The sequence below is a fragment of the Acinetobacter sp. 12966 genome (genome assembly GCF_031196995.1).
In the GTDB taxonomy this organism is placed as follows: Bacteria; Pseudomonadota; Gammaproteobacteria; order Pseudomonadales; family Moraxellaceae; genus Acinetobacter; species Acinetobacter geminorum.
Window position 1 is genome coordinate 1 of record NZ_JAVIMC010000007.1, and the last position, 19215, is coordinate 19215.

At 39.4% G+C, this 19215-nt stretch carries 27 protein-coding genes; 6 read left to right on the top strand and 21 right to left on the bottom strand.

Translation table 11 applies throughout. From position 1 onward, the window contains the following. Together RFW85_RS01190 and RFW85_RS01195 are read right to left on the bottom strand one after the other, a co-directional pair. Positions 1-901 (bottom strand): cobalamin biosynthesis protein CobT (locus tag RFW85_RS01190; RefSeq protein WP_077164450.1); only part of this gene is annotated, 901 nt, incomplete at its 3' end. Positions 902-1141: 240 nt separating this feature from the next. Beyond that, positions 1142-1336, bottom strand: a complete 195-nt coding sequence (locus RFW85_RS01195) for a hypothetical protein (RefSeq protein WP_000047261.1) — start codon at positions 1334-1336, stop codon at positions 1142-1144. Positions 1337-1757: 421 nt separating this feature from the next. Between RFW85_RS01195 and RFW85_RS01200 the strand changes: the two genes are divergently transcribed. After that, positions 1758-2177 (top strand): helix-turn-helix domain-containing protein, encoded by a 420-nt coding sequence (locus tag RFW85_RS01200; protein ID WP_000833467.1) that lies wholly within the window; start codon positions 1758-1760, stop codon positions 2175-2177. A 339-nt stretch (positions 2178-2516) separates the two neighbouring features. Beyond that, the gene (locus RFW85_RS01205; RefSeq protein WP_000124734.1) at positions 2517-3101 is read left to right on the top strand and encodes a site-specific integrase; all 585 of its coding nucleotides are present in this window, start codon (positions 2517-2519) and stop codon (positions 3099-3101) included. Here RFW85_RS01205 and RFW85_RS01210 read toward each other — a convergent pair. Beyond that, complete coding sequence (locus tag RFW85_RS01210) at positions 3098-3514, bottom strand: hypothetical protein (RefSeq protein WP_001180909.1); 417 nt, start codon at positions 3512-3514, stop codon at positions 3098-3100. The genes RFW85_RS01205 and RFW85_RS01210 overlap by 4 nt on opposite strands. Positions 3515-3716: 202 nt before the next feature. Here RFW85_RS01210 and RFW85_RS01215 point away from each other — a divergent pair, with 202 nt between their 5' ends. Together RFW85_RS01215 and RFW85_RS01220 are read left to right on the top strand one after the other, a co-directional pair. After that, a complete protein-coding gene (locus RFW85_RS01215; protein WP_002125263.1) occupies positions 3717-4394 on the top strand; it encodes an AAA family ATPase in 678 nt (225 codons plus the stop codon). Continuing rightward, positions 4391-4819: a hypothetical protein gene (locus tag RFW85_RS01220; RefSeq protein ID WP_002125269.1), complete on the top strand. Its 429-nt coding sequence runs from the start codon at positions 4391-4393 to the stop codon at positions 4817-4819. The genes RFW85_RS01215 and RFW85_RS01220 overlap by 4 nt, the downstream gene beginning before the upstream one ends. On the opposite strand, the gene RFW85_RS01225 is transcribed toward RFW85_RS01220, so the two are convergent. From RFW85_RS01225 to RFW85_RS01295, 15 genes are all read right to left on the bottom strand, one after another. Continuing rightward, positions 4807-5427 (bottom strand): hypothetical protein, encoded by a 621-nt coding sequence (locus RFW85_RS01225; protein ID WP_002125265.1) that lies wholly within the window; start codon positions 5425-5427, stop codon positions 4807-4809. The genes RFW85_RS01220 and RFW85_RS01225 overlap by 13 nt on opposite strands. 72 nt (positions 5428-5499) lie before the next feature. Beyond that, positions 5500-6072, bottom strand: a complete 573-nt coding sequence (locus RFW85_RS01230; protein ID WP_002125274.1) for a guanylate kinase — start codon at positions 6070-6072, stop codon at positions 5500-5502. A 39-nt stretch (positions 6073-6111) separates the two neighbouring features. Continuing rightward, on the bottom strand, positions 6112-6573 hold the full coding sequence (locus tag RFW85_RS01235) for a hypothetical protein (protein ID WP_000949172.1): 462 nt from the start codon (positions 6571-6573) through the stop codon (positions 6112-6114). A 17-nt stretch (positions 6574-6590) separates the two neighbouring features. Next, the gene (locus RFW85_RS01240; RefSeq protein WP_004832933.1) at positions 6591-8006 is read right to left on the bottom strand and encodes a hypothetical protein; all 1416 of its coding nucleotides are present in this window, start codon (positions 8004-8006) and stop codon (positions 6591-6593) included. A gap of 12 nt (positions 8007-8018) precedes the next feature. Further along, positions 8019-8528: a hypothetical protein gene (locus tag RFW85_RS01245; RefSeq protein WP_004832935.1), complete on the bottom strand. Its 510-nt coding sequence runs from the start codon at positions 8526-8528 to the stop codon at positions 8019-8021. Next, positions 8525-9133, bottom strand: coding sequence for an Asp23/Gls24 family envelope stress response protein (locus RFW85_RS01250; RefSeq protein ID WP_002124005.1), 609 nt, complete (start codon positions 9131-9133; stop codon positions 8525-8527). Before RFW85_RS01250 ends, RFW85_RS01245 begins: the two co-directional genes overlap by 4 nt. After that, positions 9127-9618: a hypothetical protein gene (locus tag RFW85_RS01255; RefSeq protein WP_004832937.1), complete on the bottom strand. Its 492-nt coding sequence runs from the start codon at positions 9616-9618 to the stop codon at positions 9127-9129. The genes RFW85_RS01250 and RFW85_RS01255 overlap by 7 nt, the downstream gene beginning before the upstream one ends. After that, a complete protein-coding gene (locus RFW85_RS01260) occupies positions 9618-10157 on the bottom strand; it encodes a hypothetical protein (RefSeq protein ID WP_228141956.1) in 540 nt (179 codons plus the stop codon). Before RFW85_RS01260 ends, RFW85_RS01255 begins: the two co-directional genes overlap by 1 nt. 78 nt (positions 10158-10235) lie before the next feature. After that, a complete protein-coding gene (locus RFW85_RS01265) occupies positions 10236-11330 on the bottom strand; it encodes a hypothetical protein (RefSeq protein WP_004832942.1) in 1095 nt (364 codons plus the stop codon). Positions 11331-11417: 87 nt separating this feature from the next. Further along, positions 11418-12821 carry a DnaB-like helicase C-terminal domain-containing protein gene (locus RFW85_RS01270; RefSeq protein ID WP_000102026.1) on the bottom strand — a complete coding sequence of 468 codons (1404 nt, stop codon included), beginning with the start codon at positions 12819-12821 and terminating at the stop codon, positions 11418-11420. A 36-nt stretch (positions 12822-12857) separates the two neighbouring features. Next, positions 12858-13289 carry a hypothetical protein gene (locus RFW85_RS01275; protein WP_000005905.1) on the bottom strand — a complete coding sequence of 144 codons (432 nt, stop codon included), beginning with the start codon at positions 13287-13289 and terminating at the stop codon, positions 12858-12860. 87 nt (positions 13290-13376) lie between these two features. Then, a complete protein-coding gene (locus RFW85_RS01280) occupies positions 13377-14108 on the bottom strand; it encodes a hypothetical protein (RefSeq protein ID WP_000084438.1) in 732 nt (243 codons plus the stop codon). A 116-nt stretch (positions 14109-14224) separates the two neighbouring features. Next, positions 14225-15346, bottom strand: a complete 1122-nt coding sequence (gene repM / locus RFW85_RS01285) for a replication initiation protein RepM (protein WP_000818856.1) — start codon at positions 15344-15346, stop codon at positions 14225-14227. A 1010-nt stretch (positions 15347-16356) separates the two neighbouring features. Continuing rightward, positions 16357-16995, bottom strand: coding sequence for a lysozyme (locus tag RFW85_RS01290; RefSeq protein ID WP_004832954.1), 639 nt, complete (start codon positions 16993-16995; stop codon positions 16357-16359). Continuing rightward, entirely contained in the window at positions 16995-17330 is a 336-nt protein-coding gene (locus RFW85_RS01295; RefSeq protein ID WP_227518865.1) for a hypothetical protein, read from the bottom strand. The genes RFW85_RS01290 and RFW85_RS01295 overlap by 1 nt, the downstream gene beginning before the upstream one ends. Between RFW85_RS01295 and RFW85_RS01300 the strand changes: the two genes are divergently transcribed. Beyond that, positions 17278-17403, top strand: coding sequence for a hypothetical protein (locus RFW85_RS01300; RefSeq protein ID WP_254975789.1), 126 nt, complete (start codon positions 17278-17280; stop codon positions 17401-17403). The genes RFW85_RS01295 and RFW85_RS01300 overlap by 53 nt on opposite strands. A gap of 107 nt (positions 17404-17510) precedes the next feature. Next, entirely contained in the window at positions 17511-17714 is a 204-nt protein-coding gene (locus RFW85_RS01305) for a hypothetical protein (RefSeq protein ID WP_005130226.1), read from the top strand. Positions 17715-17758: 44 nt separating this feature from the next. Here RFW85_RS01305 and RFW85_RS01310 read toward each other — a convergent pair whose 3' ends face one another. The 3 genes from RFW85_RS01310 to RFW85_RS01320 are packed head-to-tail and all read right to left on the bottom strand — an operon-like array spanning position 17759 to position 19211. Next, positions 17759-18193: a C40 family peptidase gene (locus RFW85_RS01310; protein WP_005130224.1), complete on the bottom strand. Its 435-nt coding sequence runs from the start codon at positions 18191-18193 to the stop codon at positions 17759-17761. Beyond that, positions 18190-18885, bottom strand: a complete 696-nt coding sequence (locus tag RFW85_RS01315; protein WP_005130223.1) for a phage minor tail protein L — start codon at positions 18883-18885, stop codon at positions 18190-18192. The genes RFW85_RS01310 and RFW85_RS01315 overlap by 4 nt, the downstream gene beginning before the upstream one ends. Beyond that, positions 18885-19211, bottom strand: coding sequence for a phage tail protein (locus RFW85_RS01320; RefSeq protein WP_000394499.1), 327 nt, complete (start codon positions 19209-19211; stop codon positions 18885-18887). The genes RFW85_RS01315 and RFW85_RS01320 overlap by 1 nt, the downstream gene beginning before the upstream one ends. Positions 19212-19215 lie beyond the last annotated feature (4 nt).

Genomic DNA, 19215 nt, shown 5'->3' on the forward strand with positions numbered 1-19215 from the left:
CAAAATTTAGAACAGTCCCTTTTTTGGCTTTGACGAGCGTTGTGTAATAACCGTCCGCTACTGCTAATTCATTATCTTTAATTGCAGCTTTCACATATTGGGCCGTCTCGCCTTCAAGAAGTTTTCCTTTCTTTTCCTCTTCCCAAGTTGGGCAGTCAGCCACGACCATAAATCGCATCTTTTTACCCAAACGAATATCTGGATGAACCTGTCCAGCAAGGTCGCAACCGTTACATTGCTTGCAATCGCGCATATGCTCGACCAACGAAGCTCGCAGGAATGGCTCTGAGGTATCTGTGTATCTATCTGCTTTTACAGAATCAATAATTAATCCTGGTAATAGCCTCATTTGATCCTTTCGTCGTGAGAGGTCTTTCGCTGAAGGCTCACTAGGTTCAATGCTTGCAAACGCCCCAATTGGACCACTTAACGCACGTAACATTGGCAACATTAAATGTTGCGTAATTTCTTCATCAGAAGCTTTTTCCTTTACAAGTTTTTGGTATTTATCGTCAATCAATTCATCAATGAAAAATTGGCTCGCATTTTTCATATTGATATTTGAACCGCGATATTTTTCAGCCATGCAACGTTCTACACGCGCTTCTTCTAACAATGAAGTTAAAGTCTTTACCTCTTCAGATCCTTTTAGCTTGAGAGAAAAATCGGTAAAAAGATACTTCGCTACCTCTTGATCAAGAAAACCTTGAACCGCATCAATCAGCGAATCTGGTGAATTGTCCGGAAGATATGGAAGGTTAATTCGCACAGGTTTGCCTGTCTTTGGATCCTTATGCACACCTGCCTCAATGCCTTCTTGTGTTACTGCAATATCAGAGTTAGTCAGTGCTTGGGTAACGACAACAATTGCTTGTCTTAAAATATGTATGCGCTCATTCATTGAAAAATCTCAATCTGAAAAAGTCATTATTGGATGTCTATATACAGACCTGACAGTATATTAACAAGTGCTTACTAATATTAAAAAGCATTATAAAAATATTTATTGAAAAATAAAGAGTGAAATTGGGGAGATTTTGAGTTTTAATAGAGGGTTTATTTTGACCGTGGCCAGCATCAAACCTTGGACACTAACCACAGAGAAGGGTCAAGTGAGGGATTTTTAATTATTTAGGTAGACTCATAAGACTATATAGCTAAGTTTAATAAACAAATTTTCGCCAAGTGCATTGTTAATCACAAGGAAATCACCGCATTCCTCATTTTTTCCTTTAATTACATTAATTTGATTTCCCTCAAAGATCAGTTCAGAACCCTGCTCTGCCAAGAAATCTGCTACGGTTTCAGGCGTAATAACTTCAACACTTTTCGACATTTTTTACTCCTATACTCTAACTATCATACTTTTTTGACAAATAATTGGCTTGAATGAGGCTTATACTTCCTATTGGTATCAGTCGATACGTTGTCATTATAGTATGATTGTCTGCATCAGCTAACAAATTGCCTGTACTTAAAATGAGCATCTACTCACCTATAGTCTGACCATTAGTTTAACCCAAAAATAAGAAAATATTAATCAATGCTTACTTACTAAATTTTTCCGTTAATTGTGACCGATGTCATGTTATCCAATCCTATACAAATCTGTACTTTTCTTGAACTTGGGTAAATCAGCACTTACTGATATACTTTACCTAAACCGCAAATATTTTAAGTCTATAATGTTGTATCGAGGATACATTCCGACATTATGACTTTATATCTATTAAGAATATTCTAAGGAAAACGTTACTATGAAATCAGCAGCTACTAACACCAAACGCAAACTAACTGTCGCCCAATATCTCGACGCTCAACTAAATGCATCGGATCTGAATCAGTCGCAATTGGCAGAGATTATGGGTATCAATCAAAACATGGTTAGCTTCATTGTTCGTGGTAAAAGCAAATTGCCTCTTGAACGTGTGCGCGCTATGGCTGAAGCTTTAAAAATCGATGCTAAAGACCTCTTCATGCGCTGCCTAGAGGAATACATGCCTCATCTGCTTGAAGAAATGGAAGCCATGATTGAGCAACCTCTTATTACTGATGCAGAATCGAATTTAATTAAACAAATTCGCGAAGCAAATGATGGCCATAATTTTGAGTTTTTCACTAACCCTAGACAGAAAGAAGCTTTTGATGCTTTCCTAGAAACACTTAAAGTCAACTAATCTGTTTTTATTCTTACTGCCCGATCAAGTTCGGGCTTTTTGCTATTCATACCCTTTAAATTACTGTTTTTAAATTTTTCTTTCATAGCTCCTCCTAAACTTGAAAACGTTACAAAATCAAGATTGGTATAGATTACCAATTTAAATCAAACTTTGAAATACCACTCTTAATAGAAAAGTACGTATACGACAGGATATGACGCCCTGCCTTTTTGCACCCCCAAAAAATATAATAAAATGTATCTTTTATTACATTTTTTATTTTTCGACATGTGGTAGACTGTTTTTATATCCTTTCCGTTTTTGGAAAAATGTAATAAAAAATTATTTGGTCGATTTATGGCAAGAACAACAACTGGAAAAGCCCCATATGTGTCAGAAGATGATCTTGAGATTACTTTAGCCACTCAAACGGGCGTAAATGCATTACGGAACAAATGTGTTTTGTATTTCTCACACTTCCTTGGGCTTCGCGCTAAAGAATTATCAATGTTAAAGGTCGGCGATGTTTACGACGTGAAGAAGGGCAAGCTGAAGGATATTATTCGATTGCTCGGTAATATTACTAAAGGCAACCGCTACCGTGAGGTATTCCTAGTCAATCCAATCGCTAGATCACTGGTAGAAGAATACATAACAAAAGAAAGACCAAAGGATCCCGACGCACCTTTATTTTTATCGCAGAAGGGCGGTCCATTCTCACCAAATAGCATGGTGACCATGATTAATAACTGTTATAAGAAGGCTGGTATTCAAGCAACCAGCCATTCCGGTCGACGTTCCTTTGCCACAAGGCTAATAAGAAAGGGCGGTGATATTTATTCAATTCAACAATTGATGGGGCATAGCTCAATCCTGACCACGCAAAAATATTTTGCATCGGATCCGGAATTGCTCCGCCAAGTTGCTGAAAAGTTAAATTAAAATTTCAAAAATCTAGTTTTGTGCAGCAGGCTTTGGATTTCAAAGTCTGCATATAGATAGGTTGCAGTCTCACCATTATCTAGGTAGTCATCCATTCGCTGCTCAAAATCTTTTTGGTTATAGAATTTTAATTCATTAATATCAAAGTGGTTTTTATCAAATTCAACGGCAACGGCTTCGTTTTCATTCATGAGCTCCAGAACCTTATTGGCACCTTGAATGCCGCCAAGCATATCAATTTCACTCTTTGCTAATTTAAATTCCTGATCATCCAACTCATCAGCAATCTTGTTTGCTTCTTCTAATGTTTTGGCACTCGTTGCATCAAAGAACACAACTTCACCATTTGCATTCTGAATCCAAGTACCTATTTCAAAAGTTCCATCTTCTAATTGTCTGATTTGATTCTGCATTTTAAGCCTATGAATTTATATGTAAGCAATTAGAACTATTAAACATTTTGTTTTAGTTAAATACAATCTAATTTTTAAATTAATAATCTATATAGATTTCTATATAGATTTCTACATAGCAATGAATACAAGTTTATACATTGTTATCTAGCGCATTTACTATTACACTACGATTTTCGCCAACGTTTATGTTGAGGATTTAATGAAATTATTGATCGCCAATTCAAAAGGTGGCGTCGGCAAAACAACTACGGCTACCAATTTGGCTGCATGGATTGCCAATAATGAAAAACAAGACGTAGCTCTTGTCGACCTTGACGCCAATAAAAATTCGGTTAAATGGGGTATTTATCGTCAAGCCCAAACTTTCATAGAAAAGACCGGCTCAATCAAAACTTATCATTTGTTTGGTCAACCAGAAATTGACAAAGTCATTCCAAAAATTGAAAGTGAAACACCTAACGTAATTCTCGATTGCGGTGGTTATGACTCTTCTGGCTTCCGTGAAGCGCTGCTTTGTTCCGATGCCATTCTTATTCCAACTCGCCCTAACCAAGCTGACGTAGAATCAACTGGGGAAATTTTGGAATTAATTGAAGAAGCAAATAATATCCGTGTAAATGAAAGGGACCTCGATCCACTTCATGTCTACATCTATATCACTCAAGTCCCGACAAATGCACGTATCACAGCTTTAGACGATGCGCGTAATGCGTTTAAAGAAGTTGAAGATTTTGCAAAAGTTCTCGATTCCGTAAATTACGACCGTATTGCATATTCAAGAGCTTATGGCATGGGTCTGGGTGTTATTGAGTTAAATATTGGTGCCTCTAAGGCAGCAGAAGAAGTAAATGCATTGGCTGAGGAGTTGTTCAAATGAGTGGACGTGGTGGATTATCATTAGGCAAAGCTGCAAAAGTACAAGCTGAAAATTCAAATGCATCCGATTTTACAAAGAGTGCTCCAGTACAAACTGCCACAGCAACGCCAGAAGCTAATGAAAAACCTGTAGACCTTGATAAGCTTGATGAACTATCAGGATTAAGCAAACCTAAAGAGAAAAAGGACCGTGAAGCGCCTTGGCGTCAGGGCATTAATATTGCTCCTGAAGACTTGAAATTAATTCAACGTCCTTTTAACAACAATATTAGCCAAGAAATGTACCTTCGTTTGAACTGGCTTAAATCTATCAGCTCCATTGGCATGGGTTCTAACAAGACCACTTTTACAACCATGCTCAATGAAGCTTTAGAAGAATATACGGCTCGTCGAATCAAAAAACTCGGCGACAATTATGACGTCTGACCAAGAAATTCAAACCATTCGTCATAAATAATATTCTCGTATTTTAGGGCAAGCAGTTTGAAGTCAAAACCAAAGGCTTCAAACACAGCTTGCTCTAAATTTTTGAGCTTTTCATGCTCCTTTTCCTCATTTGATTCCCAAAATAAATAGTTTGTTTTGATACTCACAGGGCAATTTTTAATAATTTCTCTCGCTAGTTTTGAGTTTCTAGCTGCCACATTGGCTTGTCTAACTTCCAAGTTTGTCACTTCATCAAGGCTTAATCCTGATTCTAATGAGAACAACACAGCCTTTCTTTCAACTTCCTTCAGCTTCAATAAACCAGCAATTAGGTTGCTCACCGTAATGGAATGATCTTTTTTTAATTTAAATCGAGCAATTTTTACCGAGTTGATTTGGCGGTTATAAATAGCGTCGTTGATCTGACTAACCGCGTATTCAATTTCCTTATCAATTTGACTTTCTTCATTTTTAAACTTGAATTTAGCAATTACGGCGTTTAATTGATAATTTGTAATTCTTTCAATGTGAGTGGTCCATAATTTCGTAGTTGCCAAATCGCTATTTTTAAGTGCAGGCAAAACACCAGGAACAGATTTTAGTAGCATAAAAAAACTCCGAAATTATTGAAATTATCGGAGCATTCTATTTTAGGAAATTTTAATTGTTCATCAAAATGCTTAGGCTATTTTATCTAAATGTCCTGCACGGCGCACATGATCTAAAATCGGCTCTAAGGCATCTTCAATCGTTTCATCATTCTGGATCAACATATCGTACTGGTTGATTTCGTTTATCCAATGAGATTCGACCTGAATCATGACTTCTAAACGTTCCGCAAGTTTCTGATCTGCTCGAACAATTAAACGTTGTAGACGGCTTTTAATATCAGCGTCGACAAAAACCCCAAGATATTTAATTTCATTTGCTTTCAGATAACGCTTAATCTTCTTATATCCATTTGGGTCGACAATAATTATGGCATTTCGATCATCTGGCAAGGTTTTGAAATTATCAATCGTTACGCCATATTCATAATTACCATGTTTATTTGTCTCAAGGAACTGATCAGCCTTTTTCAGTGCATCAAACTCTGTTTGAGTAATAAAGTGGTAGTGCAAACCATCAACCTCACCTTCCCGTTTCGGCCGTGATGTTGTGGTAACAATACGATTAAACCCATATTTCTCGGTCAGCGCGTCAGCAATGGTTGTTTTGCCGCTGCACGTTGTTCCAGATAACAATACAAACATCGTCATACCTCATAAGAAGAGGCGGTAGAACCGCCCCAATTAATCCCGATCAATACACTTCCAACCTTGGAAACTTCCGCTTGAATAAGGGATGCAATCTGTAAATGCATAGTAATCATATTGGAAACCAATCTTACGCGATTTCTTCTGTGTAGATGAAGAAGAAACAGGCATCGGTTTAGCAGGCGTTGTAACAGGCTTCACAGAACGAATCGTACTAGGTTTTGTCACAGTCTTAACTGGACTAGAACGAAAACTTGTAGTGGTCGGAGCGCGTGTGGACGAGCTGCTGTAAGACCGCGCAAAAGATGTCGAAGGACGAGCTGAGGATACAGACGCTGCTCTCGCTACCACCGCTGCATTCGCTTTAGCTCCGCCAATGCAAAAATACCCGATAACTGTAAGAATAATGGCAAATCCAATAGTTGCGATAATTTCCCATTGTTCAGTAGAAGGACGTAAAGCTTTTTGACGATGTAGTTTTTTAGCTTTAGATAACATCAATATATACTCCATATTTATGCTGTCGCTGTATTGTCAATCACCACCGCTTCACTTTCTGCCAGCTTCTTGGCAGCTTCGATAGCGTTTTTGAATTGCTCTTCAATACGTTTTAAATCATCAGCTTCCGTTTTATCGATTCGATAGCAGTCCTCAACCATACGTGGCAAATACAACGAGTAATTCTGGTTACTGTTGGATGGGCGCATAATGGCATTTGAACGTACAGTGATAATTCGACCAATCCAGTCACTAGGGTTTGCATCAACTTCGCCACGCATTTTTTCATTCTTAATGGCGACATCCACAATGACTTGACCACATGCAGATTTACAATGCAAAGCTCCTGCTCGCCCTTGGTTCTTTGAACCCACCTTACCCGGATTAATGCTCACAACCTCCAGCTCACAATCCGCATCAAGTTTTAATTTAACTTGGTGTTTACTTGTACCGTCTCTCCAGTGACCTTCTGGATGCTTGATTACCAGTCCCTCTTTGCCCTGCATAAGTACATTAAAAAAGTGATCGTAAGTCTCGCCCAATGAGTGAACAACATGCGTATCAATAAGCCGCACATACTTAGGCTTAAACTTGGCCAGCATCGATTTAATCAGTGCAATACGACGTTTATATGCTGCTTCAAATTTTCCTTTTGACTTAACAGAACTAAGTGGAATGAAGTCCCAAATCATATAGATCGGTTTTTCATTTTCAGCGAATGAGCCACCCTTAGTGACCGAATTCAAGATGCCATTTCCAACCTTGCGTGGCAGGACGACACCATCACGCTCGACAAGTAGTTCGCCATGATATTGGACATCTTTGATCAGCATATCCATTTCCGCAGTAAGGTCGGAAAAATGCTCCATAGGTAACGGCGTGCCCTGACGTGAGGACAAGAAGAACTTATCTTCTAAATTGGTCCCGTTGGCAAACATGCCATCAGCTTTTTCTTGCAAATAAATGCCATCTTTCCACGGCCATGCCTTCAGCTTTACTTCACTAGGCAATGAACAGCGTTGGTATGGAAATACAGGAATCAAATCAGGCACGACTTTGTTGATCGTTGCATCACTAAAACCTGCACGTAAATCTTTTCTTAAAATTCGAATTAGAAGCTCGCCTGACTTCTCTGATAATTGAGCCAGTTGGCTACGCAGCGCTTCGCGCGCTGCATTGCCTGTTAGTTCACGGTTATTAAGCTTAGATAGGAACTCAAGGGTATCAACCTCATCAAACATTAATTCCCCTGTTCCTGCATCTTCTGCTTTTGGCAAAATTCCAAAGACAATAAACGGGTCATATGCCAAACGCAGAACTTCTCTGAACAACCCCTTTTCTGCTTCAAAATCCATGAGTAAAGCTAGTTTTTCATTTTTTGAGCTTTCAGATGCAATTTGGTTTAAAGCCTCTAGTAACTGATCGCTATTCATTGCTACACCTTATTACTGCTTTGCAAATGAAGGAATAAATGAATCTTTAAATGGGGAATCGCCTTCTTTGGATTTCAGCATTTCGCTTTTAGCGTTTTTAATCACTTCTCTAACATGGGCTTGATGAGCTTTAAATACTTCTTCGCCGAAATGCTCTTTTGCAGCTTGCAGAAAGACCGCTAGCCAATGATTGGTAAAATCACGAAGCATGTGACCTAGATCAAGCAAATATTCATCTTCTGATTTTTGAGCCAATAATTGTGCATATTCCTGAATTGATTCTGTGCCGGTATTCACGACTAATGCTGCTTGAACCTGTGCAACCACACCCATAATGGCTCTCATGTAAACTTCAAGCTGTTGTGGACCATTAACGTGAGCTTTTACAAACTCTTCGGTTAAATCCTGAATCTTGCGCATGTGATCAGGAAGCAAGGTCATGAAGCGTAATTCCTCGGCATCTACATTCGAGTCTTTTAATGCCTTGATTAAAGCTTCTAATAAATCTTCTGCGTTGCTCATAATTTTTCCTGTGTGTTTGCTTTGAAACGGTTAGCAATTTCTAAAAGCGATAATCCGCTCTCGATACTTGGTACAGTTAAGCTCTCACTCTCGATATATAAGTTAGCGCTTACTTTATTTTCTTGTTGCGATTCTACATGAACATCTTTGGTATTCAAACTATTTTTCTTTAGTTTAGTATTGATTGCATCACTTAATGAATAATTACCCTTTGAATTAACTGGAATTTCTTTTTCTGGTTTTTCACCATTAATATTAGTAAGTTCTAACTTATAATCAAATTTAGAAGAAATAGAAATTCCTTGTTTAGCCAGCCGCTTCCCAACTTGTTTTCGCATTTCTGAACGATCAATGTAATAGAGAGGCTTACCTGCCTCAATTTCACGTTCACGCATTTCGGCAGCTTCACAGTGATGTCTATGGATAGCGACTACACAAACTGCATCCACCTCGCGTTCATTTCCCTCCTGAACATTATGGATGCGCTTTAGGCATGCGGCATAATTAGGACGGTTGCCAGTATGAGGGCAAAAATCGCAGTAATAGGCATTTGTTCCGCTTCTGGATAATTCCAAATCGAGTTCAGGAAGAGTTTTAGTTACCATGATCCTTGTACTCCTTTATAGGCAGCATACTCATCTGTATCAAGAATTAATTCGCTCAGTTCGCTTCTGATAGGTCCAAAATAATTTTGAAAAATTGACTTGATCTCAGCTTCTCGCCCTTTGTCAAAAATATTGGATGCTTCGCGACCGAAAATTGATTGAGCATATTCAATTGGATTAATCGAATCCGAATTGGTAGACAATTCATCAACTAGATTACGTACAGCAGCCTTACTTAAATTCTTTACCCTTTCTGCTACTGTTGAGTAAGAAAGTCCTCCGTATTTTTCAAGAATTTCGACCGTTCGGTGATAACCGCCCTTGTTATCATGGTAATCAACAGCCTTGATCGCCAAGCCTAATACTTCATCTTGAGTATGCTTGTGGACAGCAAAATATTCTGTCAGCTCCAAAACCTTTTCATTCGTTGTGGTCTTTGTCACCATAAACCGACAATGTGGAACCCCAATAATTACTCTGTTCATTACCATGACCCCAAAACTTCACCATAAAATTCTTGTCGTTGTGCCATGAGCTGAGCCGCTTTACGCTCTTCCTCTTCTTGTTTTCGTTGCCGTTCTTCCTCTGTTTCATATCTGAATGTAAATTTGTACATGTCATCAACTGGAATCCCGAACGTTTGGGACAAGGTTTCTAAATATTGTTCAAAACCCTTTTCGGTAATCGCTGATGCGAAAGGCGCTCTAATGGCATTAATCGGAGAGTCGAGAGTCAAGTAAGTAATAAAATCATGGAAATTATCAAATTCATGCAGGATTTCGCTTTCACGTAAATCGCTATATTCACCTGCTTTACCTTTCGCTTTTAGTGTTTTATTAAATTCGGTATCAAGTGTTTCACCCTTACCTTCTGAATGGTGTTTGACTTGAGCCGTTTGATTTACCGCTGAGCCATAAATTTTGAATAATTGCGTGTTGCGTTTAGCTCCGTCCTGTACAGATAACAAGAACATCGAATAATATTTTGTCCCACTCGTATGCAATGAGTAGGCACTTCTGACCACAATTTTTAAACTCATAGTAAAAGCACCTTGAAAACTTCAACAATATTTTAAAAACAATGATTTGGAATCAAATACGATTCAGACTTTACCCATATACTTAATGCGTAAACTTACTGCGCTAATTGGCGTAATTGGTATCGCTTTTCGATACGCTGTGCGAACGATTTCAGGGTCGACTTCATTGGGGTCACATCCAGCAGGCAACGTGGCCAACCTTGCCTTTATGCCAAAGCTATTTATCTTTAAACATGCATCGATCGCAGACAGAATTGCGGCAGGCTCTCCATCCCACATAATTGTCACGCACTCCAATCCCTCATCTTTGAGCTTTAGTAATTCAGCCATTTGCGATTCATCACCACCTACCGAAAGATGCTTACCAAATGACGCGACAACTCCAACATTGCAAAGGAACTCGTCTTCCTTGAAGGCTTGATATATCGCCATAGCGTCAAAAGCGCCCTCTCCCATGACGATTTCAACGTAACCTAGGGCATTATGGCCGTTATATAGGTAAGTGCCCGTAGACGCGAAACCAGGAGGAAATAGATACTTCTTTTCAGCCTTTCCTGTAATATCCCGACCCTGAAAAGACACAAGCTTGCCTTCAAGGTCCCTGACAGGAATGATGATTCTCATGCTGTAGTTTTGGTATTGCTTTTCACCCGTTGGACCTATGTATGCAAACCAACCCTTTTGACAGAATTTCAGTCCAAATTCACGACACGTATCGAGCGTTATATTTCGATCTTTCAGGTACTTTAGGTTCTGACCCATGATCGGCAAGTCATAGGCTTTTGGAAGCTTTAGATCGCCAATTTTGGTTTGTGTGGGTTCACTTTTGCGCTTTGGCTGCCAGCCCTGCTCCTGAGCAATTGCTTTAACATGCTCGACAATCTCTTTATTGCTTAGGCTATTACCACCTATACCAGCCTTAATAAACTTCCATTTCGAGAATTTGGTTTCGCAATCACCATGAAAGCAGTTACCCAAACCCGTATCCTGATTCAGATAGACTTTCCAGCTTGAGTTACCACATACCGGACATTCCTTAACATTCAACTGGATTCCGTTTTTTCCGCGAGTTACTTTGTATTCAAACCCTTCGCGGTTAAGCCAATACTCCATATCAATGCGGTCTAATATCTCCGCTAAACTTTCTTGATCTCTCATATTGCAAAATCGCATTAGATAAAATTAGCGCTTATTTATACTAGCACAAAGTTATAAATAAGCGCTTACTATAATAATGGGTTAAATTTATTCGACGCTAATCACTTCTTCCAAGAACCTCATCATGGACACATTCTGCTTAATCACCACAGTAACCCCCATCTCTTGGTTACGAGAAGCTGCAAAGTACAATCGAGCCTGACCTTTCGCTCTCTCTTCCTCTGTAATGTTGATGGAGATTGCAACGTCAGCGGTCCTGATTTTGTTAAAGTCCTCAGCTACGTGCTCTGCCTTGGCTACCGTTGACTTAAAGCCCTCACGGTTGGTCTGAGTAGCTGTCAGTAACGCCACATTCTCTTCAAAAGCAATCGCGCGTAAATCAACATAGATAGCTCTTGAGTTCTCTTTTGGGTCATTTGTACGAATATCTGGACGCATCAAATCTGCATAGTCCACAATGATCATATCGAACTTGATTGGCGGTCTTATCGTTCCATCAGGGTTCCGCCCAGGATTCTTATACCTATCAATTAACGCTCTTAGCTGTGACGGAGAAAATGTACCGGAACCAAATTCATGAATAATAAATTTGCCCGCCGTCTTGGCTACCGTCTCGACCGCAGTTGCAACACTTGCAGCCTTCGACGCCAATTCTTTCATGATCACTTTTGAAATAGAGGCATCTAAACGGTCTGCAATAATGTCTTTACCAACTTCTAGCGTTACATATAGAACGTTGTATTTAGCAAAGCTTGCGATACGGCCAAAGTGAATAAGCGCTTGCGTCTTACCTGCTTTTGCACCGCCCATTAATAGAGACAGCTCCTTGCGTCCCCAACCTCTGTGATAGAGCAGATCATCAAGTTCTTTACAGCCAGTAGTAATGCCTGTCGGAGGTACTTTGCCTGTCAGCTTCTCGATACGTGCCAGCTTACGATTCAACGCCTGAGCGAAGAAGTCATAACCAACACCCTCTTCATTCAATCCGACCGCAATAGCTTCCTTGATACGCGCTTCAATCTTGGCGTAATTACCTGCCTCAAGATCAGGAACAGAATTAACAATCGCATTGGATACCGCCTGTTTTCGCGCGAACTCAACAACCTTTTCTTCAACGAAAGCCTTGTCAGTGACATAGATGCCAATTAATTTCTTCCTTGCTTCCACAATTGCCGCTAATGTTTCTCGCTTATAAACTTTAGAAGCAGCTTTATCCTTGATAATTTGGACAACAGAAGCGGGATCAGGAGAACATCCATATTTATTGAAGTGTTGGAGCGCAATATCGACCAGACATGCTTCACCCTGATTTTCGAAAAATTCTGGCTTCAGAATATGGGCGGCTCTTCTAAGAAACTCATCATCACGTAAAGTTAAAGCCGCAATTTTTGATTGAAACTCATCGTCGTAATCAAACTTTTCTTCGGTGAAGCCTTCGAGTTCTTTATCAACGACCTCTTCTTCATGAATTTCGGCCACAGCAGTAGACATATAAGATAATCCTTATAGAAAATAGATGGCTTACGTTTAAGATTTAGATTTCGACTTTCTCTCTAGCTCATCAACTAGGTCTTCAATCCCCTTAGTTGGTGAGAACTCGGAAATTTGGTGTTTAAAAAGAACACGCGCACGATAACGACCGTTTTTATCACCATTCAAATAACAACGAAGCGAGATCGTTTCTGCATCCGCAGCACGGATGTATCCACGTACAACTTCGCCGTCTGTTTTAATGACTACAATTTCCTGTTCTTGCTCTTGCAGCTTACGAACAAACTTCATGTAGCCCATTTCTTCAATTTCGCATTCGTTCGCTGGCAGCCTACGCCCATACGTTTTACGCGGCTGAAATTGAAGTTTTTGCTTTTCTTCCGTATTTAAGTAAATAGACTCCTTTGAAATTGGAGCGCTATTGCCGAACTTGTTTTGTATCGCAAGTTCTTTCTGCCATTCGCTCATTAAAACCTCGAAACATTAGTAATTACTATAAAAACGATATTATCAAATTATAGTAAGCGCTTATTAATATTTTAAGAGAAAAAAGCATTAAATACTGGATTTAATAGCTTGGTTGATGATTGAAATATCAAAAGACTCTAAAGCTTTTTCAATTCGAAGCGCATCATAGCGATAAATGCATGTCCCTAATGCGTAATGCTGCACTTGACGCATCCGCACCTGCTTAACAATAAAATCTTCATAATCAACTTGCATTGGACTGTTATGAAAAAGTGTAGCGGTAAAATATGGACTTTTAGCGATCTGGAGCGAAGCTTCACAATAAGACTCCCACTCATGGAAGACTTCAATTAACAGTTCTTCTTTTTTTAGTTGAGCAGGTCTAGGTGGCAAAGGTCTACCATTCGCAATCACCTTAAAGCATTTATCAAATGCGGTTTTTAAATAGAAGTCATAACGCATTCCCAAAGCATCAACCGCCTGTCTGAGTCGCCAAAATGACAAGGCCTCACGACTGAGTAAGAAATCTCGCTCCTTAATGGGTTTAACGAATTCGGCCGCCTTATGATCAATAGCTTTTCTATAAAAGTTTCGATATTCATTTTTGAAAAGCCGAAAGAAGTAATAAGTGGCTTGCATGGGATGCATCAGCCTATAGTCAAACCACTTGGTTGTCATTAACTGCGTTTCTAGCTTCCGCTCTTTCTTGGGAATGTACTGAATGGTGAGAATTTCGTAATGTTCTAAATCAAGGTCATTGCCATAAAAGTGACCCGCCCAATCTAAATACTTGGGTATTTGTTTTTCAACTTGGGACATCCGATCGTTTCCGAATAATTAATATAAAAACTTAAATATTATAGAAAGTATTATTTAATTATTCGTTAGCACTTCAAAAACCCAAGTTTTCGGAAAAGACCCAAGTACCGGAATGTTTAAGCCGGTCTTTTAGAGTTATAAAGTTCAATTAATGCGTGTTGTAGAGTTACGCCTTTAATCTGGGCATATTCGCGGACGTATTCCTTGGTTACGCCCTCATCCAGCTTTAATAGTGCCTCATACAGTCGTTTTATGCCATTTAATTCAAATTCATCCTTTTCTTCTACTGGCTTTTCAATAGCAGACTTATAAACGCCAGATTCAACGATAAATTCTTTTAATGGGTTCTCTTTGTTAAGGTCCTCTTCGCTGAGATCACTACCCAAAAACTCTTGGGTCGATACTTTTGGAAGCCTAATGTTTTCTAAAGGAGCGCCTGTCTTTTTAGCTGAATCGGAAGAAGGCTTGCTGTCATGGATTTCTTTCGCTTCGCCTTCAATGAAGTTATCGGTTTTTAAACTTACTTCAAAATAAATGCCCGTGATATTACGTCCTGTCTTGATTTTCTTTTCAGTAATAAACAGGTCAGTAAAACTATTAATCTGATCAATTGCCGGCTTCAATACACGTTTATTGAAGTTGGTCATATCCGTACTTTCGGGATTTTTCTTGTCTCTATACTCATGAGGAAGAAGGCCCATCTTGGCACGGAAGTCCTCAAAGTCATAAACAGGAGTTTTTCGTATATCCGAATTTTTCCAACTAGCGACCAACTCATACAGACGGATGCCATATTTACTGGTCACATCGCGTAAATTGTCGATGGCATATTTGGTAAAGGTTCCTTCTAGCTTGGTTACTAGAGGAATCACATCAGGAGCTAGGGTGATCGTTAATAATGCATCATCCTTAACGTATGAAACTCGTGATACCCAACGTGACCGAACCACCTCAATCTTGCCATTTCGCATTGTGGTGTAAGAAAAACGTCTTTCAAATAAGGTATCTTCGGCTTCCTTCAGTGTTTTATATGCCGCGCTCACTGTTGTATTAAATTTTTGGGCATATAAGGAAGCCGGAATCTCGATAATCGTTTCGGCAGTCAGATCTGCATTCTTGTTTCTGGAAACTAAAATGGCGAGTAGAATTATTCTTTGCTCAGCAGTGTCCAAAGCGTAGCTTGCATTAATCAATGCATTCGCTTTATAAACATCTGAATTCCTAATAAGTTCTGCCATATATTCCGTTTCAGAAAGGTTTTATTGGTTTTCGTAAAAGGTACATGATTAGATAATGTTTGTAAATCTAGTTAATCAGTCAGAATTGAGCGGATTTATATTTAAGGATTTTGACCAAAACATGACAATGTAATGACATTACCGGAGTTTTTGTACCTTTATAGGCATTCCTTCGGAATTTTTGTACCGTTATCGCCTGTTTTGAACGGAAAAAATGTACCGTTATCACTCCCCTATCGGAGTTTTTGTACCGTTATGATGATTTTGGCTATTAGTTTAGCGGAGAAAATGTACCTTTATAGGGGTGTAAACGGAGAAAATGTACCGAAATCCTTTTATGTATTCTTTAAGTTAATGGAAAAATGGCTTTAAAAGGTACTTATTCGGAGTTTTTGTACCTTTATAGGACTTCTAACGGAGAAAATGTACCGTTAAAGGCGATTTAACGGAGTTTTTGTACCTTTTAAACTATTGAAAATACAGGACAGAATTTTTGTACCGTTAAAAAGGAATATTTGTACCGTAATTAAAACTTTTTGTACCGTTAAAACGGAGTATTTGTACCGCTCAAACGGAGTTTTTGTACCTTAATAGGCTTTGAAAGTATTTGATAGCAATCGTTTCAGAGCTTCTAAAAGAAAAAAAGAAAAGATTTTAAATTCAAATAGGTTTTAAGTTATCCACAACGGAATTTTTGTACTGTTATTATTAGAACTCTTGTAATTCAAAGCATAGAGCGTTTTTAAAAAAAAGAGTTCACAGGAAGAAGTAAAATTGGGTTTAGTTTTAAATTCAAATTAAGATTTGTTTTGAAGATAAGAGTACATAAGGATAATGCATGTTGTTAAAAACATTATTCCCCCTACCAGATGCCAAAGAAATGAAATCATTGTTCTATCGGCTCATCATAGGTGCACACTGTAAACAGACAGTGACATGGATATTGTTTTGAATTGTTGAAGCTGTACATCCTGAAAACAGGATGCACAGCATTAATGTACCGAAATGCTTCATGATAAGAATAATTTCTTTTCAGCAGCACGGCGGTTAACTAATCCATTAATACGTTTGCCATTGTCAAAAATCCAACGATCAAACTGATTTGCAGCAGCAATATAGTTCCCTTGGTTAAGGACAGCCAACATTGTACTTTTGACAAATGCAGTTTCACCTACGTTGTAAACAAACGAAGCAAGCGCATCAAATTGATTTTGAGTTACCTTGACCTTCACATACTTATCAAGACAAGCATCAACCCACTTACAATCGTTTTTAAGCCATTCTTCTGCTTGAACACGAGTACAAGTATCACCCATTTTTACAGGTTGGCCGTTTGGATATTTGATTGTGCCGAAGCCAATAGTCGGGACGCTACCAGTATCCAGATATGCCGTATTCCTGAAACCTTCAAATCCACGTATAAGTTCATATCCTTTTTCGGAAATATCCCATTGCCCTGTAACGCCAGATTCAAGTTTGTAACCAATGAGTTTGGCGAAAGTTTCTAATCCCGCCTTCTCGATAATCTCGTCACCAGCAGTTACTTGTTCCTGAGTTAATCTGCCTCCTGACATCGCCCGAAGCCAAGAATAAGTTTGCGCAATCTGAGCCATTTGCACTGATGCAAGTGCGGATACCATGCTACTCATTAATCTTTAAACTCCTTCAGGTCGTTTTTAATATCAGTTGCAACTTCGAAAATGTCGGAATCCTCCTTCTTTTCGATATAGTTGAAAATCCAACGGACAATAGCCCACCCCGGCAAACCACATGTGAAGAAGAAACCGCCAAGCGCGATCATTCCCCATACGTCTGTTGCCCAAGCATGAAGGTTAAATTTGATGATGATGAAAGAGCCGCCAGCCAAGCTTGAAATTACTGTGGTAATCAAGCCAACTCCCCACTCTCTCGGAGATCTCGGCATCCGCATCATGAGCACTACAGCCGCAACTGCCATCACACAGATTGCGACTACGATAGTCATGCCAAATGCCTTCCAAGCAGCGAATCCACCGATAGTAGTTGATACTGGTTCGGTCATGATTTTCTCGCCTTAGATTAGTTGAGAAAATATAACATTTTTACTATATTTTATAAATAAGCACTTACTAATAATTTATGAGTGTGTAAAAATTATCGTTGTTCAATTTTTAGGATGTTTACTATGGCATTAAAGCAGATCACGAAAGATGAAGCTAACCTTTTGAACGTTCTTTTAGGGCAAGTCAACTTGCTCGAAGGTCAAAATGGAAAGCCGGTTGAAAACTTGACCTTGATTTACGATCGGAAGACTCCTGGTCTAGCTTCGGTCGGACTGGTTTATGTAGATGAAACCACTACCACTGAAGAAAATGGCGGTACTGCGTAACCATTCGACTTCATTAAAAAGGCTTCCAACTGGAAGCCTTTTTATTACATATTAGTGACGTCAATTGCCATAGCAATACAAGTGGCATTTCCGACTGCGGCTGTGCTAGAGCCTCTATCCTTTGCTACTTTATTCCAAATATAGAGGTCTTTAAAGTGGAATTCCTCGCCATTTTTATCAACCGCGAGTATGTACCAAGGCAATCCAGTAGATTCGCAGCCAGCCAAGTCAGATTCGGACGGTTTAGTTCTGCCATTGGTATGCGTATGCCATACACCAACAATTTCACCTTCCTGTTCTGCGCGAAGATACTCATCGGGATTAATAAGAAACTGAGTTTTCGGGAACGGCGAATCGTTACGACATTTAATAGTAAGCGCTAACTTATATTTATTGACAACAATAAAGCCACAAGCTTCATTTGGATAACAATCCATCGCATGTTGTTTAATTTCATTAAGTAGGCGTGTGTCGATCATACGCGCTGCACCCCTGGGAATGCGCCGTATGGAAGAACGGCATTTTCACCAAATCGGCAAGTACAAGAGCTAACCCGTTTCCCGCAGGCATCAAGATTCGGGTCATCTGTCGGCTTATCATCCTTTGTGAAATAACCGCCTGTCCAACCGCAGTCTGGCGAACGGTACTGCCAGCGACATGCATTCTTGGTCACCTGACTGAAAGGTAGTTGAACGCCTTGGAAATCAAAGGCTGATGCCAATTCCCATTCAATTGAAACGCGGCTTTCATTAACCTTTCGATCAATAAACCAAATTTGATCTGGCAAATGTTGCGTTGGGTCGGCTTCGGGATTTCCATTAGGAAAGTTCACTTCGTCAAGGAAGCGGCCAAATGTACGTTTACGGATAACCTTGCATCCAATAAGGTTGTCCAGCTCCGCCGCAAGTGACGAAAATAAGCCACTTACGTTTGCCAGAATTAGCTTAGGCGTAGGCAAAGTGCCCTGACTGCTTACATCAAAGTCACTTGCTTCAATAGGCAAAGGGTCATAGCGTTCTCCCTGCCAGTAGATCGGTTGGTGAAACGCATTTACGCCAGAACAAAAACGAATAACATCGCCGCCAAATTTAGTTGTATCAATAACAAACAGTTCGACTTCTGCTGTTGGTGACAACGATTGAATTTCAGCTACAGCGATTTTCTCGCCCATTATTCATAAACCTCTTCAAGCACTGCGGTAATCTGAAAAACACCAAATTTGATTTGATTCATCTTCCATTCGCGGCAGACGAACTTGCCTTTTTTGCCTTGTGGGTCAATCCAATCAAACGCGGTTGTGCCATTGGCTTTGTTAAGAAACTCGTCAATTTCATTTGCCGTTTGCAGGTTGTTGGTAAAGGTGCAGTTCCATACCCGCAAACTTGGGTTAATAGAATTTGGAATACGAGCTTCGTAGCCATCATTAAACTTGACCGTAGAGACGGAAGGTTTTTTCGACTTTTCAGCGCCCAAATCGGGCTTCCAAATAAATTCCATAAGA